Source organism: Flavobacterium sp. Leaf359, from assembly GCF_001423985.1.
Classification (GTDB): Bacteria; Bacteroidota; Bacteroidia; order Flavobacteriales; family Flavobacteriaceae; genus Flavobacterium; species Flavobacterium lindanitolerans.
On sequence record NZ_LMPW01000012.1, the window covers coordinates 126930 to 153221 of the forward strand.

At 39.6% G+C, this 26292-nt stretch carries 21 protein-coding genes; 10 read left to right on the plus strand and 11 right to left on the minus strand.

Annotation, left to right across the window (positions count from 1 at the left end; all coding sequences use genetic code 11):
- Nucleotides 1–8 precede the first annotated feature (8 nt).
- The 4 genes from ASG38_RS08875 (at nucleotide 9) to ASG38_RS08890 (ending at nucleotide 3252) form a co-directional block, all read left to right on the plus strand.
- Nucleotides 9–542, plus strand: coding sequence for a GNAT family N-acetyltransferase (locus tag ASG38_RS08875; RefSeq protein ID WP_056069380.1), 534 nt, complete (start codon nucleotides 9–11; stop codon nucleotides 540–542).
- A 13-nt stretch (nucleotides 543–555) separates the two neighbouring features.
- Complete coding sequence (gene mltG / locus ASG38_RS08880; protein ID WP_056069383.1) at nucleotides 556–1596, plus strand: endolytic transglycosylase MltG; 1041 nt, start codon at nucleotides 556–558, stop codon at nucleotides 1594–1596.
- A 35-nt stretch (nucleotides 1597–1631) separates the two neighbouring features.
- Nucleotides 1632–2513: a DUF2279 domain-containing protein gene (locus ASG38_RS08885; RefSeq protein WP_056069386.1), complete on the plus strand. Its 882-nt coding sequence runs from the start codon at nucleotides 1632–1634 to the stop codon at nucleotides 2511–2513.
- 97 nt (nucleotides 2514–2610) lie between these two features.
- Entirely contained in the window at nucleotides 2611–3252 is a 642-nt protein-coding gene (locus ASG38_RS08890; RefSeq protein WP_056069389.1) for a hypothetical protein, read from the plus strand.
- Between the two features lie 60 nt (nucleotides 3253–3312).
- Here ASG38_RS08890 and ASG38_RS08895 read toward each other — a convergent pair whose 3' ends face one another.
- Genes ASG38_RS08895 through dnaA form a run of 3 tightly spaced genes read right to left on the minus strand, consistent with a single transcriptional unit; the run spans nucleotide 3313 to nucleotide 5975 of the window.
- Nucleotides 3313–4029, minus strand: a complete 717-nt coding sequence (locus ASG38_RS08895) for an SAM-dependent methyltransferase (protein ID WP_056069394.1) — start codon at nucleotides 4027–4029, stop codon at nucleotides 3313–3315.
- Nucleotides 4026–4493, minus strand: a complete 468-nt coding sequence (locus ASG38_RS08900) for a low molecular weight protein-tyrosine-phosphatase (protein WP_056069396.1) — start codon at nucleotides 4491–4493, stop codon at nucleotides 4026–4028. Before ASG38_RS08900 ends, ASG38_RS08895 begins: the two co-directional genes overlap by 4 nt.
- 54 nt (nucleotides 4494–4547) lie before the next feature.
- Nucleotides 4548–5975, minus strand: coding sequence for a chromosomal replication initiator protein DnaA (dnaA, locus tag ASG38_RS08905; protein WP_056069399.1), 1428 nt, complete (start codon nucleotides 5973–5975; stop codon nucleotides 4548–4550).
- Nucleotides 5976–6177: 202 nt separating this feature from the next.
- Between dnaA and ASG38_RS08910 the strand changes: the two genes are divergently transcribed.
- Nucleotides 6178–6588, plus strand: coding sequence for a thioesterase family protein (locus ASG38_RS08910; protein WP_056069402.1), 411 nt, complete (start codon nucleotides 6178–6180; stop codon nucleotides 6586–6588).
- 14 nt (nucleotides 6589–6602) lie between these two features.
- Here the strand turns inward: ASG38_RS08910 and ASG38_RS08915 are convergent, their stop codons facing one another.
- Genes ASG38_RS08915 through ribD form a run of 3 tightly spaced genes read right to left on the minus strand, consistent with a single transcriptional unit; the run spans nucleotide 6603 to nucleotide 8862 of the window.
- On the minus strand, nucleotides 6603–7214 hold the full coding sequence (locus tag ASG38_RS08915) for a YigZ family protein (protein WP_056069406.1): 612 nt from the start codon (nucleotides 7212–7214) through the stop codon (nucleotides 6603–6605).
- A gap of 3 nt (nucleotides 7215–7217) precedes the next feature.
- Entirely contained in the window at nucleotides 7218–7826 is a 609-nt protein-coding gene (locus ASG38_RS08920) for an HAD family phosphatase (protein WP_056069409.1), read from the minus strand.
- Nucleotides 7819–8862 carry a bifunctional diaminohydroxyphosphoribosylaminopyrimidine deaminase/5-amino-6-(5-phosphoribosylamino)uracil reductase RibD gene (ribD, locus tag ASG38_RS08925; RefSeq protein WP_056069412.1) on the minus strand — a complete coding sequence of 348 codons (1044 nt, stop codon included), beginning with the start codon at nucleotides 8860–8862 and terminating at the stop codon, nucleotides 7819–7821. The genes ASG38_RS08920 and ribD overlap by 8 nt, the downstream gene beginning before the upstream one ends.
- A gap of 51 nt (nucleotides 8863–8913) precedes the next feature.
- Here ribD and ASG38_RS08930 point away from each other — a divergent pair, with 51 nt between their 5' ends.
- On the plus strand, nucleotides 8914–9723 hold the full coding sequence (locus tag ASG38_RS08930) for a hypothetical protein (protein ID WP_056069416.1): 810 nt from the start codon (nucleotides 8914–8916) through the stop codon (nucleotides 9721–9723).
- A 21-nt stretch (nucleotides 9724–9744) separates the two neighbouring features.
- Nucleotides 9745–10590: a peptide chain release factor N(5)-glutamine methyltransferase gene (gene prmC, locus ASG38_RS08935; RefSeq protein WP_056069419.1), complete on the plus strand. Its 846-nt coding sequence runs from the start codon at nucleotides 9745–9747 to the stop codon at nucleotides 10588–10590.
- Nucleotides 10591–10594: 4 nt separating this feature from the next.
- Here the strand turns inward: prmC and ASG38_RS08940 are convergent, their stop codons facing one another.
- Nucleotides 10595–11836, minus strand: a complete 1242-nt coding sequence (locus ASG38_RS08940) for an ABC transporter permease (protein ID WP_056069422.1) — start codon at nucleotides 11834–11836, stop codon at nucleotides 10595–10597.
- 239 nt (nucleotides 11837–12075) lie between these two features.
- Between ASG38_RS08940 and hisS the strand changes: the two genes are divergently transcribed.
- The gene (gene hisS / locus ASG38_RS08945) at nucleotides 12076–13443 is read left to right on the plus strand and encodes a histidine--tRNA ligase (protein ID WP_056069425.1); all 1368 of its coding nucleotides are present in this window, start codon (nucleotides 12076–12078) and stop codon (nucleotides 13441–13443) included.
- Between the two features lie 84 nt (nucleotides 13444–13527).
- On the opposite strand, the gene ASG38_RS08950 is transcribed toward hisS, so the two are convergent.
- The 3 genes from ASG38_RS08950 to ASG38_RS08960 form a co-directional block, all read right to left on the minus strand.
- The gene (locus ASG38_RS08950) at nucleotides 13528–18171 is read right to left on the minus strand and encodes a LamG-like jellyroll fold domain-containing protein (RefSeq protein WP_056069429.1); all 4644 of its coding nucleotides are present in this window, start codon (nucleotides 18169–18171) and stop codon (nucleotides 13528–13530) included.
- Nucleotides 18172–18470: 299 nt separating this feature from the next.
- The gene (locus ASG38_RS08955; RefSeq protein WP_056069432.1) at nucleotides 18471–18677 is read right to left on the minus strand and encodes a hypothetical protein; all 207 of its coding nucleotides are present in this window, start codon (nucleotides 18675–18677) and stop codon (nucleotides 18471–18473) included.
- A gap of 15 nt (nucleotides 18678–18692) precedes the next feature.
- Nucleotides 18693–22730, minus strand: coding sequence for a M14 family zinc carboxypeptidase (locus ASG38_RS08960; RefSeq protein WP_056069435.1), 4038 nt, complete (start codon nucleotides 22728–22730; stop codon nucleotides 18693–18695).
- Between the two features lie 451 nt (nucleotides 22731–23181).
- On the opposite strand from ASG38_RS08960, the gene ASG38_RS08965 reads away from it, so the two are divergent.
- A complete protein-coding gene (locus tag ASG38_RS08965; protein WP_056069438.1) occupies nucleotides 23182–24054 on the plus strand; it encodes a DUF808 domain-containing protein in 873 nt (290 codons plus the stop codon).
- A 130-nt stretch (nucleotides 24055–24184) separates the two neighbouring features.
- Here the strand turns inward: ASG38_RS08965 and ASG38_RS08970 are convergent, their stop codons facing one another.
- Complete coding sequence (locus ASG38_RS08970) at nucleotides 24185–25102, minus strand: SRPBCC domain-containing protein (RefSeq protein WP_056069442.1); 918 nt, start codon at nucleotides 25100–25102, stop codon at nucleotides 24185–24187.
- A 173-nt stretch (nucleotides 25103–25275) separates the two neighbouring features.
- Here ASG38_RS08970 and ASG38_RS08975 point away from each other — a divergent pair, with 173 nt between their 5' ends.
- The gene (locus ASG38_RS08975) at nucleotides 25276–26274 is read left to right on the plus strand and encodes a GlxA family transcriptional regulator (RefSeq protein WP_056069445.1); all 999 of its coding nucleotides are present in this window, start codon (nucleotides 25276–25278) and stop codon (nucleotides 26272–26274) included.
- The last annotated feature ends 18 nt before the right edge of the window (nucleotides 26275–26292 follow it).

Sequence of the window (26292 nt, forward strand, 5' to 3'; positions counted from 1 at the left end):
AACTCCTGATGATAACGCTGCAAGGAAAAACCATCTATCTGAGAGCTCTCGAACCCGAAGACCTTGAATTTGTTTTCGCCGTTGAGAACGATGAATCGATATGGGAATTCAGCAATACGCAGACTCCTTATAGTAGGTTTCTTATCCGTCAGTATCTCGAAAATGCCCATCAGGATATTTATGAAGCCAAACAACTGCGTTTGGCTATTTGCAAAAATGATACATTCGAGGCTGTCGGACTGATTGACCTTTTTGAATACGACCCAAGGAACAATCGTGCCGGAATAGGGGTTGTAATCAAAAACGAAGGGAATCGGAATCAGGGCATAGGCTCGCAGGCATTGGAACTGCTTATCCAATATTCTTTTCGCCAGTTAAATTTAAAACAGCTTTTCGCAAATATCAATCCGGAGAATGAAGCAAGTATAGCTCTTTTTACTAATTTTGGCTTTGAAAAAATTGGAATAAAAAAACAATGGAATCTCATCGATGGCGTTTATAAAGACGAAGCGATGTTTCAGCTAATCAATCAACAATCTTAAAAAAAAGTATTACGTGAAAATTAAAAAAATCGTTGCCATATTTTCAGTGCTTTTAGTGCTGGCATTATCTGTCTATGGTTATATGTTGTACAGAAAAATCTTTTCTGCCAATACCAATTTCTCAGAAAAAGAGGTGTATGTCTATATTCCGACAGATGCAAATTATGAAACTGCAGAAAAAATTGTAGCACCCTATGTTGAAAATCTGGATAACTTCAGGATGGTTGCAGAAAAGAAATCATACATTACTAATGTAAAACCGGGTAAATTTCTTTTGAAAAAAGGAATGAATAATAATGATATCATCAATTCGTTACGTATAAGCCTTCCGGTAAAACTGGCATTCAATAACCAGGAAAGACTGGAGGATTTTGCGGGAAGAATCGGTTCGCAGATTGAAGCGGACAGTACTTCTCTGATGAAAGCTTTTACAGACAAGGCATTTTTGGATGAAAACGGATTTACGGAAGAAAATGTACTGAGTATGTTTATCCCTAATTCGTATGAATTTTTCTGGAATACTTCTGCAGAGAAATTCCGTGACAGGATGGCAAAAGAATACCGTGCTTTCTGGAATGATGAAAGAAAGGCAAAAGCTGAAGCCCAAAATCTTACACCATTGGAAGTTTCTACTTTGGCATCAATCGTGCATAAGGAAACGGTAAAGACAGACGAAAGACCAAGAGTAGCGGGTGTTTACCTAAACCGATTAAAATCAGGAATAAAACTGGAAGCGGACCCTACGGTTATCTATGCCGTGAAAAAAGAAGCCAATGATTTTAACCGTGTCATAAAAAGAGTTTTGTATAAAGACCTTGAAACGGTATCGCCATACAATACCTACCGAAATTTTGGGTTGCCTCCAGGACCTATTGCTATGCCTGACGTGTCAGCAATTGATGCCGTATTGAATCCGGAAAAACACAATTACATCTATTTCTGTGCAAGCGTTACTAATTTTGGTTATCATGAATTTGCAGTGACACCTGCTCAGCATGAGGTAAACCGTCAGAAATATGTAGCCTGGGTGAACAAACAAGGAATCAAAAGATAGTTTTGAAATATCATAGCGCATTATATTTTTTATTCTTGCTGCTATTTACAGATGGCCTGGCGCAAAATCAATTTCAGGATTTTCTCAGGCCATCTGATAGTTTAAATATACCGCGAAGAAATGCCGTTGTTATTTCGGAAGGTGTAGCCATAACCGGAGCCTTAGTCGGATTGAGCCAATTGTGGTACAATGATTACGACAAATCCGGCTTCCATTTCAAAAATGACAATGCTTCCTGGCTTCAGATGGACAAAGCCGGGCATGTCTATTCTTCTTATCATATTGGCCGTTTTGGGGCAGAACTTCTGAACTGGAGTGGGGTTTCAAAAAAGGACCAGCTAATTTACGGAGCCACCACAGGTTTTGTTTTCCTGACCGCCGTGGAAGTCCTTGACGGCTATTCTTCTGAATGGGGATTTTCCTGGGGTGATGCTGCGGCAAATGCCTCGGGAACTTTGTTATATGTGTCGCAGGAACTGCTTTGGAACGAACAGCGAATTGTTCCTAAGTTTTCTTTTCACAGGACTCCTTATGCCAAGGCAAGACCGGAAGTGTTGGGCGCTTCTTTTTCTGAAGAAATTCTAAAAGATTATAACGGCCAGACCTACTGGCTTTCAGCCAATATCCATTCTTTTTTTAAGGAATCAAAAATCCCAAAATGGCTCAATGTGGCTGTTGGCTATGGAGGCGAAGGAATGATTACGGCAAATGACGAATTGGTCAATACGATTTTCCTACCCGAAAAGGAAAGAACGCGCCAATTTTATCTTAGTCTTGACGTTGATTTGACAAAAATTAATACCAATTCACATTTTTTAAAGACGCTTTTCTCTGTTTTTAATTCTGTAAAAATTCCTGCACCAACTATAGAATTCAGGGAGTTAGGCGGTATAAAGTGGCACTTTATCTATTTTTAGAAAACATTAACAGGCTGATTTTCAGATTAATATTATTTGTTGTATATTTGCCGCGTAGAAATTTCAAGATGGTGACAGCGCTTGAGAAATCAAATTTATGTTAAGAAAGTATTATTTTTTTGGCGGACTGATACTGTCCGTTGCGTTCATTACATTAGGGTTTACCTCTAAAGAATCTGAAAAAGACTCTTGGTTTTATGTAGGGGATGATGAAGAAATCATTAGCACCGTTCCTACACTGGATGAAAGCCAATATGTCAACCTGGAACTCCCTTACACCGGGAAATCGTACACCGGCTTTAAACAAGCCATAGCTATCCGAGAATCTCAAGGCCAATACAAATTAGTGAATCCTTTTGGATACATGGGCAAATACCAGTTTGGTATGTCGGCTCTGCGTTCTATCGGGATTAAAAGCCGAAGCGAATTCTTAAACAATCCGAGACTTCAGGAAAAAGCTTTCAAGGCGCTATTGTCCATCAACAAGGCACAATTGTCTGCTGAAATTGAAAAATTTGAAGGAAAGATTATCAATGGTGTGAAAATTACCGAATCCGGAATTCTGGCAGCGGCACATTTAGGTGGGGCCGGTTCTGTAAAGAATTATCTGCACAGCAATGGCAAACGCAAATTTAAAGATGGTTTTGGTACCTCAATGAAGAGTTATTTTAAGCTGTTTGGTGGCTATGACACTTCGCATATCATTCCTAATATGAATGCAAAGGTGAAGCTGAATTAAAAGCTTACAGAAAATAAAAAAGGAAGACGAAAGTCTTCCTTTTTTTATGCTAATAATTTTCTAATTGATTTTGTGGATGATAAAAATGCAAGGTCTGTTATGCAGGTCTGTTTTTGTCTTTTTCCAGTCGGCTACCCTCAGGGTCCTAATGTACTCAGTAGGTAACGTAATATCGCACGCAATGCATAATAAGGTGTTGCCTTGCAATGTCTGGAGCAGGTCTTCCAGAAGTTTGTTATTTCTGTAAGGTGTTTCTATAAAAAGCTGTGACTGGTTTTTGTCGTACGACAGTTTTTCCAGGCTTTTTAAAGCCGATTTTTTTTCTGACTTGTCAATAGGGAGATAGCCGTTAAAGGCAAAGCTCTGTCCGTTCATTCCCGAACCCATAAGAGCCAATAGGATGGAGGAAGGGCCTACTAACGGCACAACCTGAATTCCTCTTTCATGTGCAATCTTGACGATTACAGCACCCGGGTCTGCAACTCCGGGACATCCGGCTTCAGACATTAATCCTACATTAATTCCTTGCAGGCAGGGTTTAATCATCTGTTCGTATTCGCGACTGTCAGTATGTTTGTTAAGCAGGCTTATTTTTAAATCCGGCTGTTTTTTTTCAGGGTGTATAGCTTTTATGGATTTTCGGGCTGTTTTTTCGTTTTCGACAATATAGTAGTCAATGAAATCAATGGCTCTTTTCACGGTTTGCGGCAATACGTCCATCGGGTCGCTTTCGCCAAGCGTGGTCGGAATCAGGTATAGTTTTCCTAAGACTTTCATTGGTGTTTTGCTTTGAGTTTATCGGCTATGATTTCACAAACTTCGTCCAACATTCCATAAACATTTGAAAATCCGTCTTCCAATCCAAAATAAGGATCCGGAACATCTACATTTTCACCCGGGAAAAGTTCGTTAAGAATCAGGCTGACTTTTGATTTTGCTTCTGCATTCGGAGCCAAACGCATCACATCCTTATAATTGGAATTGTCCATTACAAAAATATAATCGTTGGTCTCAAAATCTGTGGCGGTAAACAGTCTTCCTCTTTGTCTTGAAATATCGAGTCCGTTTGATTTGGCTATGGCTATCGATCGGGAATCGGGTTGCCTGCCTATATGCCAGTCACCGGTACCTGCAGAATCTACAACAAACCTGTCACGCGGAAGTTTGGACTGCAGGATTCCTTCTGCCAATGGTGAACGGCAGATGTTTCCGAGACAGACCATCAATATTTTTACGGGCATAATTTTAAAAGATGTCAGTTATCAGAATTCAGGCTTCGGGAAGTTTCCGGATTCTTATAAAGATAATTTCTTGTTGATATCGTCTACAAATTTTTTGAACTGCTTGTCTGTTGAAACCAGGTTGTCAACAGTTTTGCACGCGTGAAGCACGGTTGCGTGGTCACGGTCTCCAATTTGTGAGCCAATATTGGCCAAAGAAGCTTTGGTGTATTTTTTAGCAAAGAACATGGCCAGCTGTCTTGCCTGTACCACATGTCGCTTTCTTGTTTTTGATTGAAGCATATCCAAATCTAGCTGGAAATAATCCGACACGACTTTTTGGATATAGTCGATTGAGATTTCGCGTTTTACGTTTTTCACGAATTTTTCTACAATCTGCTTGGCAAGATCCAGGGTTACTTCTTTTTTGTTGAAAGAAGATTGTGCAATCAATGAAATGATAGCTCCTTCGAGTTCGCGTACGTTTGTCTTGATGTTTCGGGCAACATATTCTATGATTTCTTCCGGAACTTCAACTCCATCACGATAAAGGATGTTCTTTAAGATGGAAATTCTTGTTTCGTAATCCGGCTGATGCAATTCTGCAGAAAGTCCCCATTTAAAACGGGAAAGCAATCTTTGCTCAATATCCTGCATATCAACAGGAGCCTTGTCAGAAGTAAGGATTACCTGTTTTCCGTTTTGGTGCAGGTAATTGAATATATGGAAAAATACATCCTGTGTTCCTGTTTTTCCGGATAAGAACTGTACGTCGTCAATAATAAGTACATCTATTAATTGGTAAAAATGGATGAAATCGTTACGCGTATTTTTCTTTACGGAATCAATATACTGCTGCGTGAATATTTCGGCAGAAATATATAGTACGGTTTTTTCAGGGTATTTGTCTTTTATTTCGACACCTATTGCGTGTGCCAGGTGGGTTTTACCCAAACCAACGCCGCCAAAAATCAACAAAGGATTAAAGGAAGTACCGCCTGGTTTATTGGCAACGGCCATACCTGCTGAACGGGCCAATCGGTTGGAATCACCTTCCAGAAAGTTGTCAAAACTATAATTGGCATTCAGCTGGGATTCGATTTTGACGTTCCTGATTCCCGGAATAACAAAAGGATTCTTCAGTTCAGGATTTTTATTTTGTAACGGAACATCAACATCCTGTGCTTTTACAGGTTGGCGGTGCGCACTAGGCAATTGTTCCGTAAACGGTTGTTTATTGCCATAAGTGTTTTCCATTTTAATTTTATAGAGTAACTTTGCGTTTTTTCCAAGTTCTTTTGTCAACGCAACTTTTAATAATTTAACATAGTGTTCCTCCAACCATTCATAGAAGAATTTACTAGGAACCTGGATGTATAAAGCATTGTCTGTTAGCTCAACCGATTTAATAGGTTCAAACCAAGTTTTGTATGCCTGATCTTGAATGTTGTCCTTTATAAAAGAGAGACAGTTTTCCCATACCGATTGCGCAGTTTTGTTCATATTATCCTGATAAATTATTATGTTTTTAAAGTTATTCCTACAAAAGAAAAAGAGCCTCTTTCGTAACTTCTTTGGGAGAACAAATATGTGACAAAAATCTGTAAAAAAAAATTAATTACATGTTGATTTTGTAAAAATATTGTTGTAAGTACACAGTAAAAATACATTGACTTAACCTTAAATTTAAATTACAAAAAAAGGTATGCGGGAATATGAGTTTAAAGTAAGAGTTCGTTATGCTGAAACGGACCAAATGGGGGTTGTTTATCATGGAAATTATGCCCAATATTTTGAGATGGGGCGTGTGGAATGGCTCAGAAATCTAGGGGTTTCTTATAAATGGATGGAAGAAAACGGAATTATGCTTCCCGTAGTTTCACTTTCTATGAACTATAAAAAACCGGCTCGATATGACGACCTGATTCGGGTAAAAACGATCTTTAAAAGCCAGACGTCTGTCAAGATAGAATTCGACTACGAAATTTATAATGAAAAGAATGAGTTATTAACAATCGGTAATTCGGTGTTAGTATTTGTTGACATGAAAACCGGACGTCCAACACTTCCTCCGGACTATATTGTTGAGAAGCTTTTAGCGCTTGAGGAAGAATAATATCAAATCGGTATTTATTCTTTCAATTTGATGCCGATTTCATATAAATTAGAAAAAATGTCGAATACCATTTCGGCATTTTTTTTTCGGGTTTTTATTTCAATCTCGCAGCTCATTTCCATTTTTTGTGAAACGATATCCAGATTTTTTTCCTTGATGACCCGCATTACCTTATTCATGTTTTTGTAGTCAAAAGAAATCAGGTAATGAATGTCAATCGTTTTTTCTACAATTTCTGAAGCTTCCAGCGCCATTTGTGCCGCAGCCCTGTAGGCAACAATCAATCCGCCAACGCCCAATTTGATTCCTCCAAAATAACGAACAACCACAACCAGTACGTTTGTGATTTCAAACGATTGAATTTGTCCGTAAATGGGCATGCCGGCACTATTGCTGGGTTCGCCGTCATCGTTAGCCCTGAAATGTATTTTTTCTGTTCCAATCTGGAACGCATAACACCAATGTCTGGCAGAGTGATGCTGCTTGCGCAGGCTGTCCAGGATTTCTTTGGCTTCCTCTTCAGAGGAAATCGGGAATGCATAACCGAAAAATTTGCTGTTTTTTTCTTTGTATAAGACTTCTTCCGAAGGAAAATCAAGCGTTCTGTAAGTATCTTTTACTTCCAAGATTTATAATGAAATAATTTTTTTGTCGAACATATCTACAACATCTTCTTCGCCAACTTTTAAGTTCCATACCTGAAACCCGAGGCTTTCGGCAACATCTGTATTGTCTTTCCGGTCGTCAACAAATAAAGTGCGTTTGGGTGATAATTCGTGTTTGTTGATAATATAGTTAAAGGCTTCCGGTTCCGGTTTGCGCTGTCCGATTTCAAACGAAAAATAAACTTTCTCGAAGCATTGGTAAAAATCCCGGCTGAACGATTCGCCAACAATATGTTCAAATTGCTCCACATGGATGGAATCGGTATTGCTTAGCAAAAATAAACGGTAATTGTGCGAGAGCTTTTGGAGAAATTCCAATCGGTATAAGGGAAAATCCAAAAGCACTTTGCTCCAGGCATTTTTGATTTCTTCCAGCGAAGCATTAGGAATATGGCTTTGGATTCCTTTCAGGAAAGCTTCTTCTTTGATGTTTCCCTTTTCGAATTTATAGTTCAATTTGTCCAGTTCTTCTGTCCACTCTTTTAATCCCAATGATTTCAACGCCTTTTGCATGGCTTCGAAATCCAGATTGATAAAAATATCTCCAAAATCGAAAATTATTGTATTAATCATGGCTTTTGAAAATTAAAAGTTCGTCATTCAGGATGTTTTTCCTGTCTATCAATTCTCCTTTAAATTTTGGAGCCGCCGTTCCTGAAACCAATGAAATGGCTCCTTTAAAGACTCTGGCTTCATCCCAAAGTCCTGCATCTATAAAAGTTTGCAATGTCATTTTGCCGCCTTCGATAATCACGGACTGAATATCGTTCTTGTGCAAAATTTTCAAAATAGAATCGGGGAGGCTACTATCAAAGATAGTATTTTCAAAAATAATATTTTCAGAATTTGTCGTTTTTTCCTGTTCTGTAATGATAACCGTTTTGGACGTATTGTCTTTGACGGCATAGTGATTTGGGATTTTTCCGGTTCTGTCCAATACAATTCGGATAGGGTTATTGCCTTTCCAATCGCGGGAATTTAACTTCGGATTATCGTCCAATACAGTTTGTGTTCCTGCTAAAATGGCCTGTTCTTCGGTTCGCCATTTATGGACTAATTGTCGGGAATAGGTATTGGTAATCCATACCGGTTTTTGTTCGTCCCGGGTGTCCGGACTTAAAAAACCGTCAGCGCTTTCAGCCCATTTTAAAATAATATAGGGCCTTTTCTTTTGGTGAAATGTAAAGAAACGCTTGTTCAGTTCGTTGCATTCCTTTTCCAAAATGCCAATCGTTACGTTCCTGCCGGCTTCTTCGAGTTTCCTGATTCCGTTTCCGGATACTTTTGCAAAAGGGTCAATTGTTCCTATGACAATATTAGGGATCTTTTGCTGTATAATCAGGTCGCAACAAGGAGGCGTTTTTCCAAAATGGCTACAGGGTTCCAGGCTGACGTAAATGGTTGCTTTTTCGAGCAGTGATTTGTCTTTTACAGAATTGACCGCATTGACTTCGGCATGGGGTTCTCCGGCTTTTTTGTGCCAGCCTTCGCCTATGATTTTATTGTCATATACGATAACGCTCCCTACCAAAGGATTCGGATAAGTTGTTCCAAGTCCGTTTTTGGCAAGCTCAATGCATCGTAATATGTATTTTTCGTGTATCTTCACGGAACAAAAATAAGCTAAAATTTTTAGGGCTTGAAATCCAGAATCTGAAAAATGAAAAGAATACTATTCCCTTTTTTCGTCTTTTTTATATTGTTTTCCTGTAAGAAAGCAGAAGTGGTAGAACAGGAAAAAACCGTTGATACGGTTAATGTTCCGGTGGTAGAAAAAGAAACTCCGGTGGAGATGCCTGCTGATGAAGCTGATTTCAAAAACGATTTTGATATTTTAAGGGCTACAAGTTATCGCACCTGGGAGAATGAAAATCCGGCCACTTCCTTGACTAAAAACTGGGCAGATTTGTATGAGAAGAATGGCAGGTTTTATCTGGGAAAAGCTGATTTTAAGATAGAAAACGGCTATGACGAATGTGCAGGCGATTCTACCAGAATTATCAACTCTGCTACAAAAACGCTTCTTTTTATTGACTTGCCGGAATTAAAATCAGGGGAAATCAAATCATTGAAAATGGACAGGAATAAGATTTGGCCAAACAAAAAAATAACACTTACTTTTAATGGCACGGAATATGTTTTGAGAGGAGAAGGAGAAGTGCTGGCATCTGAAAAAGTGATTAATGATGACGGGAAAGAAGAGCTTTTTCAGAATGTGAAAAACTACAAATTGTATATTTCCACGAAAAATACTCCCGAAAAGCTACTTTTACAGGAACCTTCTTTTAATGATACTTTTGTTGAATTACTTTTTGCAGGCGATATTGACCGCGATGGCAAATTGGATTTTATTTTTGGTGCCAATAGGGATTATGAAGAGGAAAGAGTAATTTTGTTCCTTTCTTCCAAAGCCGAACCCGGAAGCAATGTCAAAAAAGTTGCTGAAATTGCTATCCAGTTCGATTGCTAAATCTGCAAAAACCAATCAAAAATGTTAGCCAAAGATTACCGGAATCGTTTTATACAAAAGCTGGCACCTCTGTATGATGTGCTTGAAGCAGAAAGTTTTTTCTATATCCTCTTAGAAGATTTTTACCAAATGAAACGTATTGACCTGGCGTTGCAACCTGATTTTGTTTTTACAGACCAGGAAGTAAGCAGGTGGGATCTGGTTTTGGAAAAGCTCGAAAAAGAAATTCCGATACAATATATTTTGGGTAAGGCCCATTTCTACGGACTCGAATTTGAAGTCAATGAAAATACATTAATACCAAGGCCGGAAACCGAAGAATTGGTGGAATGGATTGTCAAAAAGAACGAATTCAAAGGAAAAATCAAAATTCTGGATATAGGAACAGGTAGTGGCTGTATAGCGATTTCACTGGCGAAAAATCTTCCCGATGCTGAAGTTTTTGCCATTGATGTTTCTGAAAAAGCTTTAGAAACGGCAAAAAAGAATGCCTTTACTAATGAAGTCAATGTTGTTTTTATGCAAAGGGATATACTAAAAACAGAAGATTTGGAACAGAATTTTGACCTTATTGTTTCCAATCCGCCTTATGTGAGAAACCTTGAAAAGGACGAAATCAAAAAAAATGTTTTGGAGTATGAACCCCATCTGGCTTTGTTTGTGGAAGATGATGATGCCTTGCTTTTTTACAGAAAGATTTCTGAACTGGCACAGAACAACCTAAAAGAAAACGGAACGCTGTATTTTGAAATTAATCAATACCTGGGGACTGAAATGATTGATTTGTTAGAAGCGAAAAACTTTAACGAAATCGAATTAAGAAAAGATATTTATGGTAATGACAGGATGATTTTCGGAAGAAAATAGACTGTTATTCGTATCTTAAAGCTTCTATCGGGTCCAGATAGGCTGCTTTAATGGCAGGGTAGAGTCCGGAGAATAAGGCGACGATAAAGCTGATAATTACAGCAGCGATGATTGCCATCCACGGAGCAACAAATTCAAAGTTCAGACCGAGAGAAATTAAATAGCCAATCAGTACTCCCAGAAAAATTCCAACAAAACCTCCAATTTGCCCAATAACAAGACTTTCTGTGAAAAACTGGAAGGCGATGGTGGAACGTTTTGCTCCAAGTGCTTTCCGAACGCCAATTTCACGCGTTCTTTCAGTCACAGAAACAATCATGATGTTCATCAGGGCAATAGAGGAACCAAAAATGGTAATGATGCCAATAATCCAGGCGGCATAGCCCATAATTTCTGTTTGGGAGCGTAGCATTTCTAAAAGTTCGTCGCTTCTGGTAACTCCAAAATTATTCTCTTCAACCGGATTCAGTTTACGTACTCTACGCATGGTAATAATGGCATCATCAACAGCCGAATCCAATAATTCTTTTTTTCCTACAAGTACTTTAAGGTCATAATTGATGTTGGGTGCCGTAAACAGGGAACGTGCAATCTGGGTTGGAATCAATACGCGCAAATCCTGGCTGTTTCCAAAGGTGGAGCCTTTTTCTTTAAGTACTCCAATTACCTTGAATTTAGCCCCCCGAATGGAAAGTACTTTATCAATTGGATTGACGTCTTTTAGAATTCCTTTTAAAAAATCGGAACCCACAATGCATACATAATTGTTGTTTTGAATATCAAAACCGGTAAAATTTCTTCCGGTTTGTGTCTCCAGTCCTGAATTCACCAGGAAATTTTCATCTACACCCAAAACGGAAATATCCGGGTCAGTCTTTTTATTTTCAAACTTGATTTCAGCAGTTGAGGTTGCCGTAAAAGACAAAGAGGTTGTAGTAAAAGGATAGGAATATTTTTCCTGAAATGCTTTTGCCTGCGGATAACTTATAATCGGGTTGACTTTTTCTGTATTGTTATTCCTGTTGATTTGAGCCGATGAATCATATTGGCTCATGGAAAACGTATTGGAACCCATAGAGGAAAAATTACCGCTAATGGTATTCTCCAAAGCAGATACTAATGTAAGGATTCCAACCAAAGCCGTGATTCCGATAGCTATAATAAGTACCGTCAGGATGGTACGCAATAATTGGGTTCGGATGGAACCCATGGCGATATGCACGTTTTCTTTCAGCAGTTTGAACATGTCTCCGTTTTATGGCTCTAAAGTATGAATTTTAAGTCGAAAGTTGCAAGTTGAAAGTCGAAAGTTGTTGGTCGAAGGTTGAAAGTTGTAAGTCCAAAGTCGAAAGTCGAAGGTTGAAAGTGGAAGGTTGAAAGTCGAAAGTCGGGGAGGGAAGTTGAAACCCGATTCTATTTTCCCAAATCCCAAATAAAAATAAGATATTTGCATAAGTTTAAATTACAATATAAGAAGTCTAAAAAATGGCCAAACCGGGAATTCCAAAAGGGACCAGAGATTTTTCACCAATCGAGGTCTCGAAGCGACAGTATATTATCCAGATTATAAAAACCAATTTTGAACGATATGGCTATCAGCCTATTGAAACGCCGTCTTTTGAAAATTCTGAAACCCTTATGGGAAAATACGGAGAAGAAGGCGACCGTTTGATTTTTAAGATTTTAAATTCTGGCGATAAGGTCAGAAAAGCGGATTTAGCAGCTTTGGAGGCAAATAATCTTGCCAAATTTTCCAATTCATTATCAGAAAAAGCATTGCGTTATGACCTGACAGTGCCTTTTGCCAGATATGTTGTACAGCATCAGGCGGAGATAGAATTTCCGTTTAAGAGGTATCAGATTCAGCCTGTTTGGAGAGCCGATAATCCGCAAAAAGGACGTTTCAGGGAATTTTACCAATGTGATGCCGATGTGGTTGGTTCGACTTCTTTATGGCAGGAAGTGGAATTGGTACAGTTGTATGATGCAGTTTTTACCGAATTAGGTCTGGAAGGTGTTACCATAAAAATTAACAACAGAAAAGTTTTGTCCGGTATTGCAGAAGTTATTGGTGCAAGCGATAAACTTATTGATTTTACCGTGGCTTTGGATAAGCTGGATAAAATTGGCGAAGAGGGCGTGAAAAAAGAAATGCTTGCAAAAGGAATTTCGCCCGAAGCTATCGAAAAGGTCCAGCCTTTGTTTCAGTTTACCGGAACAATTGCAGAAAAGATTGAGAAGCTTTCAGAACTTTTGCAGTCGTCTGAAGAAGGGAAAAAAGGAGTAGCGGAGTTGCAATTTATTTGTGATACGGTGACTAAGTTAGGCTTGAAAAAATCAAATCTGGATTTGGATGTTACACTCGCTCGTGGATTGAACTATTATACAGGAGCTATTTTTGAAGTAGCTGCTCCAAAAACCGTTGCCATGGGTTCTATTGGTGGTGGTGGCAGGTATGATGACCTGACCGGAATCTTCGGATTGAAAAATGTGAGTGGTGTCGGGATTTCTTTCGGACTTGACAGAATCTATCTCGTATTGGAAGAATTGGGGCTTTTTCCACAAACGGTTACGGCTACTTCCAAAGCCATCTTTTTTAACTATGGAGAGGCCGAAGCTTTTTATGCGATGCAGGCCATTACAAGATTAAGAAATGAAGGCATAAAAGTAGAATTGTATCCTGACAAGGCGAAATTAGACAAGCAGTTCAAATATGCCGAAAAACGCCAGATTTCTTTTGCTGTAATGGCAGGTTCTAATGAAATTGCAACCGGAAGCTACAGTGTAAAAGATTTAATAACGGGTGAGAAACACACTTTAGATTTTGAAGGCCTGAAAAAGATGTTACAATAATTAAAATACCAATAAAAAAAGTCCCGGAAACCCGGGACTTTTTTATTAAACCAACCTAAATAATTATAATCCCCATTATTATAATTATTTTACGATGATTTTTTTGCTTAGCTCACCATCTGTAGTGATTATTTTGACAATATAAGCTCCGGCGCTTAAACCTGAAACCGGAACCTGGATGTTTTGCTGTGTTTGATTTTCCACATTCCATGTGGTAAGGCTTTGACCTAATATTGTATATGCAGTAACTGAAGTTACCGTAGTATCCAATAATTTGTTTTTGATGTGTAACGTATTGTTGTTGCTTGTAAAGGCAATATCAACTCCTTGTTCCAGGGTCGGGTTTTCAATCCCTAAGTTTTCACGTGGTGAGAATCGTAGCGAAAATCTTCGGTCGTGCAATCCCGCATCAAGATTGATTTCAAAGGCATTGTTCCTGATGTTGTGATAGATTCCGGTCATGTTGTCAAAAATATAAATACCCTGGTTTTCGTCCAGATTTTCTACTTTGTCAAGCATGAATTTTACATTTCCTGCCACGTCTGCTTTTACTGCTACAGGATAGATATTGTTGACATCAAAATAACCGTCACCCTGAATGACCAGTTTAGTGCCGTTATGGACAAAATACATGTCGTTAACCTGATTGTCAATGTGGATGGCATCATAGCCCGGTTCAATTTCACTGCTGGCAAGTTCGTTCATAAAACCTAAAAGAACCTGTCTGTGGTAATTGTTTCTGGAATTGTATCCTAATCGTATTTTGATGAAATCATCCTGTTCTTCTTCCAAATCTTCCGAATTTTTTTCAAAATGACTGGCATTTGGAATAGTGCCCGCCTGGTTTCTAAACATCAGGTTTGAACTGGCATTATCTTCCTTAACGAATTGTCTTTGGTTGTTGTTAAACACCATATCGCCACCAATGTTACTTGAAGTTACAAAGAATCCTTGTCCAACAGGTATATATCTGTTCGGGATTTTGGTACCCGGACCTACATCCTGAAGTTCCGGCTGTGACATCGCTACAACACCGCCAATGAGATTTCTTGCCGCATAACCTCCTAAATAGGATAACAATACATGGGTTTCACCGCCAAAATGGTCCCAAAAATAGAGTGTTCCGGTTGTAGTAGCCAGGTTGTCATTAATAAATGCAGTGGCATCCAGCGCGGATGGATATGGATTTCCGGTCAGGTTCAGTAAGTTTGGACCTATGTTGTACTGGATTCTTCCATTGTTAGGCTTGCCCACAAAAGTATAGTTCTGTGTTGGAGTAGCAGCTCCGCTTCCTTTCATTGTGAAGCCCTGTGCGGCCAGTAATCCTCCGGTATGGCCTACATAAATCCAGTTGGCATAATTGTTTGAGGCGCTTTGGAATTTATAAAGCCATTTACTGCTCAAAGTGATAGGCGAACCCGGAGCTCCGTCAGTACCGGAGGTCCACATAATGGTTTGTGGTGTGCTTGTTGTACCATCTCTCAATACACCATTTATGGTATATCCGATATTATTTGTCGTCGCATTTTGAGTACTCACCGGCGAACACCAGTAATTGTAATTGTATTTATTGCTGGTGCCTTGTTGGTCTCTTTCCAGAGTTCCTGAACTGGTAGGGTCAAGGTCACTGTTTAATGTCTGTATCAGCTGTGATTTTCCTACAAGGTCAATTTTTCCGTTTACTTTTAGGTAATGAGATACCTCTATCTTAGTGTCGTTTTGGGCGCTTAATGTATTGCTGCTAACATTGAGTCCCAATAAGGTTTTATTGCCTACGGAAGTAACATTGTGTGATGTCTGTACAATATTCCAATCTACCGGAATGCCGGCATTCACTATGGAAACATTATTAGGAAGTTCCTGTACATTACCGTTCGTCCAGGTTGTTGTGGTTGCCCATGCTCCGTCTGTTGCAGAAACATAAGGAAGTGGAGCCGTTTGTGTAGCTACAATATTCTTGTCTACTGTAAGGTATTTGATTCTTGCCCAACGATTATTATCGGATTTGTCTTTTATGGATGTACCGTAAAAAGTATTCAGGTCATAATAAGCCTGAAGATTATTCCACGGAATGCTTGCAATATCGTTTTTGGTAATGGTGTTAGGAATGGCTTTTCCATACGTATTCGTACCATTTTTTTCAATTTCCTGATTCATGATATAACGAATCTGAGCAGCTGTCAAAGCGCTGTTCCAAATCCTGATTTCATCGATATCACCTGAAAATACACTGGAGATTGCTGATTTGTTGGACCACATTGCACCAATAGAAAAATTAGCTGTATTAGACACAGGAGTTGGCTGACCTGTTGCGGTAGCATCCAACACGCCGTCAATATAAAGGCTGGCAGTGCCACTGTTGAAAGCAACGGCTACATAATGCCATTTTCCGTTATTGACAGAAGTTGTACTTGTAATTCTATCTCCGCCATTCCAGTTTCCTACGAATTTATTGGAGCCGTTGATATAGAACTGGTAGGCACCGCTTTTTGCCAAAACAGTTCCGCCTCCGCTGGTGTGTCTAACCCAACCTGATACGGTAAAACCGGAGTTGAGGTTAATGTTTTTTTCTCCCAGTACAAAATCTCCGGTTTGGTTGTCAAGTCTGTATTTGTTGTCAAATTGGTTGGAAACTCCAAAGCTGAAAAATTTAGTACCGTCGAAATCATACCATACCTCATAATTGCTGCCGGTATCTGTCAACGGGATAATATCAACTATATCATTGCTTCCGAAAGCGCTTGTTGAGGAAACAATCAGTACATATTCCTGTGTAGCCGTTTTTGTGAAATTAGAAGTCAGCGAAGATTTTGGAAGTGATACTACTACCTGGCCCACATCTGTTCCGGTTTCAACAATTTTCCATTTTCTGTTTCCGGCCGTAAAAGAAGTCGTAAGTCCCCCAAGATTTACGTTTGTGGTTGTGCCTGATGATGCAAAAGTACCGTTATTGCATCCCCAAACCAGGTAGTCTTTGTTTGTTGTAAAAGTTGTTGCGTTTTGCGTGTTGGTCGCTGCTATTTCTCCTAATCCAATGGCAACGTCTGTAGCCAAGTTAACACTTCTGGATTGTTTTTGGTTTAATTTTGAAAGGTCATCACGTCCAATTCCGGCTATATTCCAGTTGAAACCTGCATTCGAAGTCGCATTCCAGATCACCGTACCATCAGAATTGGTATAGTTTTGTGACATACCGTTTACGCCCATAGTGATGCCGTATTTGATAGCCAGATAACTTTCAATCCGGATTCTTTCACTGGCATCGTTTTTACGGGAGCTAAAGGTAATTATTTCGGCAACTCTTCCATCAAGAGTGGCTTTCCATCCTTCACTTCGTCCAATCCAGTATTTTCCGTTGGATAGGTTGGTAAATGTTCCGGTGGAAGTTGTATTTACAACACTTACACCATTATAGAAAAGTTCCTGGGCAGTAGCTCCTGCATTGTTTCGGGTATTGATTATCCCAACGTTTGTATAAGTTTTTGTTGTGCTTGTTTCAGCAACACCGTATCCGTTTCCTAAACCGGATGAAGTGCCATAGGCATAGGAAAGAACCTCGTTGTTAAAACGCTGTGAATAGGCTCCAAAACCAATTCCGGTTCCGTCATTTTCCTGGGTTGATGTATCAGCATCGGAACAGAGAATATCCATACTTCCAAAAGAGCTGTTTACAGTAACGTTTGGAATGACAACAATAAACTGGTCTTGCGTATAATATCCTGAATTTCCTACCAAATATTGCTGACCCGCAAGCCCATAATTATAGCTGCTGGAAGCTTCTGTAGAAACATTTTTAAAGTCAACAACAGCGTTGAAATTGACGTTATCTGTCGGGTTGTTTTTGAATTTTGGCTCTTGTCCGGATGTATATACTGAAGCGTTGCTTCCCATAGCTTGTGTTTGCCAGGAAGAAACATTCGTATTATCTGCTACAGAGCTAGTTCCGTTTACAAGGTCAGCGCGTAGCCATAATTGCAGTGCGGCTGTAATTCCTCCCGGTCCGTTTGGCAACGTATAGCTAACCACGACCTGTCCGCCAGCTCCGTTACCTCCATTTCGGGTAGTAGAACCGCTGGTCCTTTTTCCGCCACCGCCACCACCGCCAGGAACAGTACCGTTAGCACCATTTCCATTGTTAGTGCTTGAGTTGACTCCGTTACCTCCATTACCACCGCCGGCTGGAGCTGCCCCGCCGTTAAAAGTAGTACCGTTGGTTCCTGCAAGAGCATTTCCTGCAGACGAACCCCCACCTCCGCCATATATGGTTATTAAGGAAGACCCATCGGCACCATCACCGCCGGAACGTTTAAAATCGCCTATACTTGCAGCGGCAGCACCTCCGTTGCCTCCGCCTGTTGTATTGTTTGCAACGCTTTCGCCTCCTTTGGCAAGCAGGGTTGTATTTGAGCCAAACCACGAATCGCCTCCGGCAGCAGTAGAAGTACTTCCGGCGCCTACAGTTACAGTATAAGTAGTTCCGGGAGTCACGGTCATTACGCTTCTGACATAAGCGCCTCCACCACCTCCGCCGGCTCCGCCGTTGCTGGTTCTTGTTCCTCCTTTTCCGCCGCCGCCCCATGCTTCAACAGTGATGCTGGTAACGCCAACGGGAACGGTAAAAGTTCCTGAAGTTGTATAAGTCTGGTTTTGTGAATAGCTTACGGAAGTAAGCAATACAAGGAATAGTGTAAGCGTCAGCTTACAGCCTAGTAGGTAGGTTTTTTTCATGATCTTATGGGGTTTAGATAATGATAAATTACGATAAAATAGACTGGGGTCTTAATGTATGAAAGTTGCAGGGGTTAGCAACTTGGCTATTTTATAGATTTTAAAGATTAATACTAGATTTGGGTATTCAAATATAAAAAAGTTTTTTTAAATTTTAACAAAAATTAGCAAAAATATAGTGTAAAAAATACAAAGGCTTGCAAATACTGGAACTTGCAAGCCTTTAATTAATAGGGTTTTACATTTTAAGAAGTCTCATTTTCGCAAATTTGATATTACGACAGACTCTTTTTAAGATATTATGATTTTGCTTTCACCGTTTTCGGACTGTATTTAAAGAAAATATAGACCAATCCAATTAACGCGAGAAGCCAAAGATGGTCACTAATAGGAGCACTAGGACCGTCTACTTCTTCAGGAACTTCTTCTGGATTTTGAGCCAGTACCGACAACGAATTAAATAAGAAGAAAATCAGGACAGAGAATTTCAGAGCTATATCTTTCATGTTTTCTTTTATTAATTAGTAAACAATCTTTTTGGTAGCAGTTCCGTTTTCTGATGTGACGATTTTTACCAGTAATACCTGATTGGCAACGGAAAGGTTTGAGATTACGGTTTTCGTATCATCAACTTCTGACCTCGAATAAATAAGTCTTCCGCTTACATCATAAATCTCAATTTTCTCCATCATATAATTTCCGGCATCAATGTAAAGCATTTCGTTTTTCTTGTAAACGACAATGCTGTTGGAGTTGATTGTTGGGGTTTCCATACCCAGTGCAGCTCTGTACACAATCTCGAATCGGTTGGTGAAATTTCCGGATTCTGTTACAAAATTATAAGCCGCTATTTTTAGGTTATGGATTTGTCCGGTCTGATTGTCTTTTAAGAAAACATCCTGGTTTGCTTCAAAAAGTCCGTCAAGATGGTCGATAGAAATGCTGTAGCTGCCCGAAACGTTGGTTTTAAAGCTCAAAGGAACCACGTCATTTGTAGAAAATGGCAGGCTTCTTCCCTGAATTGCATATTCTGAATTGTCAATATAAGAAGTCAGGGCAATTGGGCTGTCGTTGAAATATTTTCCATCAATGCCATAATCAACATTTTCTGTAGCACCGGCCATATATCCGAGCAAGGTCTGGCCAATGATATCTGTTTCGTTAGACAGGTTTAACCATATTCTGTGCTTTTCAGGTTCGTCTGAATTGGTATTGCCATTTCTGAAAAATACACCATTTGTACCGGCCGAACGGATACTGTTGTTGAAATTTAAAGATGACTGAGTAGCACCGTTTTTCACTTTCACGAAAAATCCTTGTCCGCTGCTGATGATTCCGTTTGGATTCATACCTGCTACTTCCGGCTGTGCGCTGGTGATGCCCAGTCCTGTTGTTGTAGCATAACCACTTCCGGCAACGCCATTTCTTTTTCTCCAGAACCAGACAGTTCCGTCAATAGCATTGGAATTAGAAGAAAATAGTCCTGAAATTGAGATAGCCGAAGGATAAGGATTTCCTACAAGGTTGAATCCGTTGTTGGCATTGGAAAGCGGAAAGCTAAAGCTGCCATTGTAAGGAACTCCTACAAAAACACCATTATAAGACACTCCCGGAATGGATGAATTTACATAAGAAACATAATTGTCCGGAACCCTGATCAGGTATCCTTTTGCCTGTGCAAATGTATAAGTTCCTTCATTTTGTGCAGGAAAAATGGCTTCATAGTTCCCATTGTTTCCTGATGTAGGATTATAGACGTAAAAACGATTTGTTAATGTAGCAGGTGAGAAATTACGAAGGTTCTGACCACTCACGGGTGAAGACCATAAAGTATAGTCAAAACGGTATAACGGAGCGCTGTTTCTTTTTACTGTAATCAGGCCGGTATTTACGGCATTGTTTGTCTGTATCAGGTTGGCGTTGCTTTCTACAATGAAATTTGCTGCTCCTGCATTATTTACGATAGCGTCGCTGATGGTGATGCTGCTTCCTGTATTTACAGTTAGTGTATAACCGGAGTTCAGGGTAAGACTCTTGGTTGTAAATGAACCGTTAGTACCCGAAGCGTAATTTCCGTTGATAATAGCGTCAAGACTTGCGGTTGGAGCTCCGTTTGACCAGCTGCTTCCGTTCCATGTTGTTGACGTTGGAGCCGTAATCGTAAAGTTGGCTGCCGTTGAGGAAAAGTTATTGCATGTATTGAATACTTTGACTTCTACCGTACCGCTTGTAGCAATGTCTGAAGCAGAAATTGATGCAGTCAGTTGGGTTGAACTTACAAAAGTTGTAGTCTTGTTTGTACCATTCCAGTTAATTATAGATTCGCCGTTAACAAAATTGGTTCCGTTTACGGTTAGCGTAAAGCCTGCTTCGCCTCTCACTTTTGTATTTGGAGTAATCGTAGTAATGGCAGGATTTGGTTTTACAGTTACGATAACTTCGTCTCTGACACTCTTGAAGGTTTGGAATTTCCAGTTAAAGAAAGGCAGGAATGTTCCGGTTCCGCTGTTGGCAGTAATTGATACTATTCCGTTGCTATAAGGATAGGTGATTCCGGAATTAGCAGCATAAATATTGAATCCGGAAATTTGTCTTAAAACCAATCTCATATTATTTTCGGCAGGCACAAAGAAATTCAGGTCGATTTCCTGAGTTCCGGAGGCTGTCAGTTTTACCATTTTGGATTCTAACATTGTTCCGGTGCTATTTTGAAGTTCTACCAGAATTTCTCCGGCTGCACTTGTATTGATTGTGACTGTTTTCAGTTTTGATGGAGCCGTAGCGCTGAAAATCATGTACTTGTTTCTGGAATTTGTATTGTTTACGGCACTGCCTCCTGAAACTGTTGCAGGACCTACCGTTTGAGGAGTTTCACGTTCAACAAAATATGATTTATTTGCGCTTAATGCCGGAGTGGTATATGAAGTGCCCGTAGCAAGTACTGTGCTGGTTGTATTGTCTGCATACCATCTGATAGTTCCTGTTCCGGTTGCCGTTAATGCAGCAGTCTGTCCTTCGCAGATGGTTTTGTCGTTTGCCGTTGGAATGGTTGTGCTTGGCACCATTGTTACGTTTAATACTGTGGCTGCATTATTAGAAACAGTAACACTTTGTGTCTGGCTGATATAACCCGGAGCTTCAAAAATTACGTTGTATGTTCCTTCAATCATTACTTTGTAATAATCTCCCAGCGGCCCTGTTTTTACCCACGAACCCATCAGGTCAGTGCCGTTGATGTATACTTTGGCATCAATAGCTTCACCAGTACTGTTTTTAACAGTTCCTTTGAGGCCATAGTTGGCTTGTTTCATATAGTTAAGAAGCGCCTGTCTGTTTCTTTGCCAATAGAATGGAAGGTTGGCTGCAGACGGGAATTTTGTTGCCGAAATCTCAATGGTCATTTCTTTGTTATGGTTAAAGAAATTGTTCCAATCCTGTCTTCCTCCATAAACTGAATACCACGCAGCACCGTTTGTGGTTCCTGCAAATTGGCCTGTGTTGTAAACATCGTCCATATAGTTGGCATTTCCGTCTGCGGTTTGGCAAAGCTGTGCATATTCTTTGGAAACAAACTTGAAATAATTGTCGTGCGGGTGGATGCTGAAATTGGAAGTGCTTGGCGTAGTTGATGTATCCCATGGGAAGTTCACTACTTCAGCACCACCGTGATAATTGGCTGCCAGTACAAAATTTCTTGTTTTCTCAAACTCCATAAAAGCAAGCGTTTCCGGTTGGTAAGCATAACCGTCAGGGTGAAGCCCGTCAATTGGGTCAGGATAGTTTCTATTGAGGTCGACTCCGGCAGAATTGGCACGTGTTGCCGTATTTCCCGTTGAATTCATAGTGTCGTTTCCGGCAGTTTTATAAGAACCGTCAGGATTGGCCAACGGACAGATAAAGATTTCGGTATTGTTGACAATATCGCTGATTTCGCTGTTTGTAGTATAGCCTGTCAGCAAATAATCAATAAGACGTAACATGGTTGGATATCCGGTAATTTCATCTCCGTGCATGGAAGAAGTGTATAGAAATTCCGGTTCGGCTTCATCAACTTGTGCGTTGTCGGAAATTTTTAATACATAGAGTGTCCTTCCGTTTGGGGTGGTGCCAATGCTCTGAAGTTTACATAAATTGGGATAGGTGTTTGCCCAATATTGCATTTTGGCTACATACTCGGAATATTTTGGATATGCATTCCATGTGTCATCCCAGGCCGAAGTGCCATAAGCAAGATATTCGTCCGCAATAAATTCATTTTCGGAAACGCTGACTTCATATGGAATGCCATACGTCTGAAATTTTTCGAATTGCTCCGGATTGGCATATGCCTCCACTTTCAATTCGTTTTGGTCGACTCTCTTGTGGCTGATTGACAAGAAACGCGCCAGTTCTTTAAATTGTTCTTTGGATTGAGCCTGGAAAGTAAAGACTACTTCTCCTTTTTCTTTAAGATAGTGCTGTGCTTTTTCAAGTGGGGACTTGTTCTCAGACACAACCTGACCTTGGGTTATGCCCATAACGAATAGGCATAACACTCCTAATAAGGTAGTTTTATTCATAATTAATATTAGATTTGGGATTACAAACGTAGGAAAAAAGATTTAAATAATGTTAAATTGTTGTAAAATATTTCCTTTTAAGCCAAAATACTGCCGTTTTGCAAGTTTTTTTAGCAACTGGTTTTTCTGTAGCCAATTTATTCTTTGCGTTTGGCCTGACCTTGATTATTTATATTGCCGGTTGTGTCATTTTAACTGTCTTCGTTTTCTATTTGGTATTGTTCAAGAACTCGCCCGAATAGTGAATAGTTGATAGTGTATAGTTAATAGTGGATAATGAATAATGAATATTGAAAAACATTCCGAATAGTCTTTTATCTTTCGACTTCCAACTTTCCAACCTTATTAACCTTTCGACTTTCCCACTTAATTTTATTCAATTAAAATTGTTGCGGCTATTGTAGGACACCTGCCGATTGTCTAATTTGCGACCTGAATAATTAAAAAAAATATGGCTTCAGGTATTTTTGCCGTTTTAGATGATATTGCGCTACTCATGGATGATGTAGCGATGACTACAAAGTTAGCAACCAAGAAAACCGCGGGAATTTTAGGTGATGATTTGGCAGTGAATGCAGAAAAGGCAACCGGTTTTTTGGCTTCCAGAGAAATCCCTGTTCTTTGGGCAATTACTAAAGGTTCGTTGCTTAATAAGGTAATTATTGTGCCTATAGCTTTGCTGTTAAATGCCTTTCTTCCGCTGGCTATTATAATTATCCTGATGTTTGGTGGAGCTTTTCTGGCCTATGAAGGAGTAGAGAAAATTGTTGAATATCTTTTTCACCGAAAAACGGCCGGTCATGATGCGCCTGCAGTTGAAGAAGTTCAAAATGATAGGGATGCGGAAAAAACAAAAGTCAGGTCGGCTATCACCACAGATTTTATACTTTCGGTCGAAATCGTAATCATTGCTTTGGGAAGCGTATTAACAGAACCCTTGACGGTACAGATAATTACGGTTTCAGCCGTGGCACTCATAGCCACGGTGGGTGTTTATGGTATTGTGACACTGATTGTCCGTATGGACGATGCAGGTTACAATTTGATTAGGCGTTCAAAAGAAAAATCGTTTCTGTTTTTAATAGGGACATTGCTGGTGAAATCATTGCCTTTGATTATAAAAGGATTGGCAGTAGTAGGTACTGTAGCCCTAATTTTGGTAGCCGGAGGTATTTTTGTGCATAACATACATTTCCTGCATGAATTATTTCCTTCCATACCTTCAATAGTTAAAGAATTTGGTATTGGTCTGGTTGTTGGAATTATAGTAGTTGTTTTGGTAACTGTAGTAAAAAAAATATTCGGTAAGAAAACATCTGCTTAATTATAAAAATATCTTTTTGGAAAAATAGGAACGGCGGAAGTGAATACTCCGCCGTTCCTATTTTTATACTAATTGCTTTGCGACTCTGCGCCTTTGCGTGAAAAGAATTACCCGTTGCAAAACCGTCAGATTATTTATCAAAATCGGGATAAGGAAATCCTTTGCCGGTTTCGCAAAGAAACTTCAGGCTTCTAAAGAAAAGTGCCCAATCAAAACTGCACGACGCCATTTCCGGTGTATAGGCTTCCCAACCGTCATGATGAAACAATAGAGTGCATCCTTTTTGATGGGCTTCCAATTCAAAAGTGAGCGTGGTGCCAATCCAGTCTTCAAAAGCTTTGATACACTTCCATTTTATAAAGCTGTACGGTTTTAACTCTAAAACTTCCATTTGTTTGAAATACTCCGGACCAAATCCAAATCTCAAAATACTGCCCACTTCGGGTTTTGCAGTAGTGTCCGGTGTCCACCATCCGGCTAATCCTTCCTGTGTGGTTAGCGCCTGATATACTTTTTCCAAAGGCGATTTAATCAGTAATTTGTGGTAGATGCTTTTTGTATCGGATGGGTTGTTGTTTTGTTTGGTTACGGCTGCCGATTCCGTTTCTTTTGGTGTTGGCTGACCTTTGCCAGTTTCGACAAGCATTTTCAGGCTTTCCTGTATGTAGTAGGTCCATGCATCTTGGCATACCTGATAACATTCATAGGTTGGAACTAACCCCTGATGTGTGAATTTCATCTCCGTCCGGCCATTTTTTTCAGTAATTTCAAAAATCACATAAGTATCTTTCCATTCGCTTTTGTCTTTGGTAAACTTAAAATGGTTGTCAAGTACATGCCAGACTATTTTAGTATCGGGCTGCATTTCCGTTACTCTTATCCTGCAACGGTGCACATCCATATAATGATAAGAAAACTCGCCGTTAAGTTTGTCTGTTGGGCCTTCTATGTTTTCGGACCACCATCCGCGTACATTGTTGATGGCATCAAATACTTTTCGCGGCGTAGCGTCCACGGTAAATGAGGTTGTAAAATCTTCTTGTTTCATGATTTGTTTGCTATTTTGATTGTTGTTTTTATTCTCTAATCAAAGGTATTGACAAGAAACTACCTGTATAGGGTGTGAAATAGACTTTATAAGAGGTTGATTTGGACAAAATGCTTTTTTAACTTTGTAGTAACTATGGAGTTATAAAATGAAATGGTTTTAAATCTTGTCTTATGAAACACCTTACCATATTAGTGCCCGATACACAGGCCGGACCCAACACGCTGTCGTGTATTATTGGTGCCTATCATATTTTTACGGAGGCCAATAATTATTATATCCGGCAACATAAAGACCCGGTATTTACTATTGAAATGGCGGGTGTTTCAGAACAATCCAATTTTGTAAATGGTTTGCTTACCGTTATGCCACAAAAAGGAATAAATTCCATTCCCAAAACAGACCTGATTATTATTCCTGCAATACTGGCTGCTTTTAAAAAAGTAGAAGGAGGAAATGTTCTTCTGGTGGATTGGATATTGGAGCAGTACAAAAAAGGAGCTGAGGTAGCGAGCATGTGCACTGGAGCCTATATTTTGGCTTCGACAGGTCTGTTAGACAAGAAAAGCTGTTCCATTCATTGGAATGCCGCTGCGAATTTTAAACAGTTGTTTCCGAAGGTAAACCTGAAAGCTGAAAAACTCATTACAGATGAACAGGGCATTTACACCAACGGCGGCGGTTATTCATTCCTGAATCTTATTATCTATCTGGTTGAAAAATATTATGACAGGCAAACAGCCATTTATTGTTCCAAGGTTTTTCAAATCGATATTGACAGGCAGGCGCAATCCGACTTTGTGATTTTTAACGGGCAGAAAACACATGGTGATGAAGTGGTTGTAAAAGCACAGGAATATATTGAAAAGAACTTCACAGAGAAAATATCGATAGAAGAACTCTCGAAGAAATTTACTGTTGGTCGAAGAAATTTTGACCGCAGATTTATAAAAGCAACGGGCAATACGCCGGTTGAATACCTGCAAAGAGTAAAAATCGAATCGGCAAAAAAAGAACTCGAAACTTCCAGAAAAACAATCAATGAAGTAATGTATGAGGTTGGTTATGCTGATGTAAAGGCTTTTCGCGAGGTGTTTCGGAAAATTACAGGTTTGTCGCCATTGGAATATAAAAACAAATACAATAAAATAGGCATGGTGGCTGAGCTATAATGGTTATTGCGGTATGCT

Excerpts from the sequence above, each read along its gene's own strand:
- ASG38_RS08875 (WP_056069380.1), top strand. The coding sequence starts at position 9 with ATGATAACGCTGCAAGGAAAAACCATCTATCTGAGAGCTCTCGAACCC.
- ASG38_RS08890 (WP_056069389.1), top strand. The coding sequence starts at position 2,611 with ATGTTAAGAAAGTATTATTTTTTTGGCGGACTGATACTGTCCGTTGCG.
- ASG38_RS08895 (WP_056069394.1), bottom strand. The coding sequence starts at position 4,029 with ATGAAAGTCTTAGGAAAACTATACCTGATTCCGACCACGCTTGGCGAA.
- ASG38_RS08900 (WP_056069396.1), bottom strand. The coding sequence starts at position 4,493 with ATGCCCGTAAAAATATTGATGGTCTGTCTCGGAAACATCTGCCGTTCA.
- dnaA (WP_056069399.1), bottom strand. The coding sequence starts at position 5,975 with ATGAACAAAACTGCGCAATCGGTATGGGAAAACTGTCTCTCTTTTATA.
- ASG38_RS08910 (WP_056069402.1), top strand. The coding sequence starts at position 6,178 with ATGCGGGAATATGAGTTTAAAGTAAGAGTTCGTTATGCTGAAACGGAC.
- ASG38_RS08920 (WP_056069409.1), bottom strand. The coding sequence starts at position 7,826 with ATGATTAATACAATAATTTTCGATTTTGGAGATATTTTTATCAATCTG.
- ASG38_RS08930 (WP_056069416.1), top strand. The coding sequence starts at position 8,914 with ATGAAAAGAATACTATTCCCTTTTTTCGTCTTTTTTATATTGTTTTCC.
- prmC (WP_056069419.1), top strand. The coding sequence starts at position 9,745 with ATGTTAGCCAAAGATTACCGGAATCGTTTTATACAAAAGCTGGCACCT.
- ASG38_RS08940 (WP_056069422.1), bottom strand. The coding sequence starts at position 11,836 with ATGTTCAAACTGCTGAAAGAAAACGTGCATATCGCCATGGGTTCCATC.
- hisS (WP_056069425.1), top strand. The coding sequence starts at position 12,076 with ATGGCCAAACCGGGAATTCCAAAAGGGACCAGAGATTTTTCACCAATC.
- ASG38_RS08950 (WP_056069429.1), bottom strand. The coding sequence starts at position 18,171 with ATGAAAAAAACCTACCTACTAGGCTGTAAGCTGACGCTTACACTATTC.
- ASG38_RS08955 (WP_056069432.1), bottom strand. The coding sequence starts at position 18,677 with ATGAAAGATATAGCTCTGAAATTCTCTGTCCTGATTTTCTTCTTATTT.
- ASG38_RS08960 (WP_056069435.1), bottom strand. The coding sequence starts at position 22,730 with ATGAATAAAACTACCTTATTAGGAGTGTTATGCCTATTCGTTATGGGC.
- ASG38_RS08965 (WP_056069438.1), top strand. The coding sequence starts at position 23,182 with ATGGCTTCAGGTATTTTTGCCGTTTTAGATGATATTGCGCTACTCATG.
- ASG38_RS08970 (WP_056069442.1), bottom strand. The coding sequence starts at position 25,102 with ATGAAACAAGAAGATTTTACAACCTCATTTACCGTGGACGCTACGCCG.
- ASG38_RS08975 (WP_056069445.1), top strand. The coding sequence starts at position 25,276 with ATGAAACACCTTACCATATTAGTGCCCGATACACAGGCCGGACCCAAC.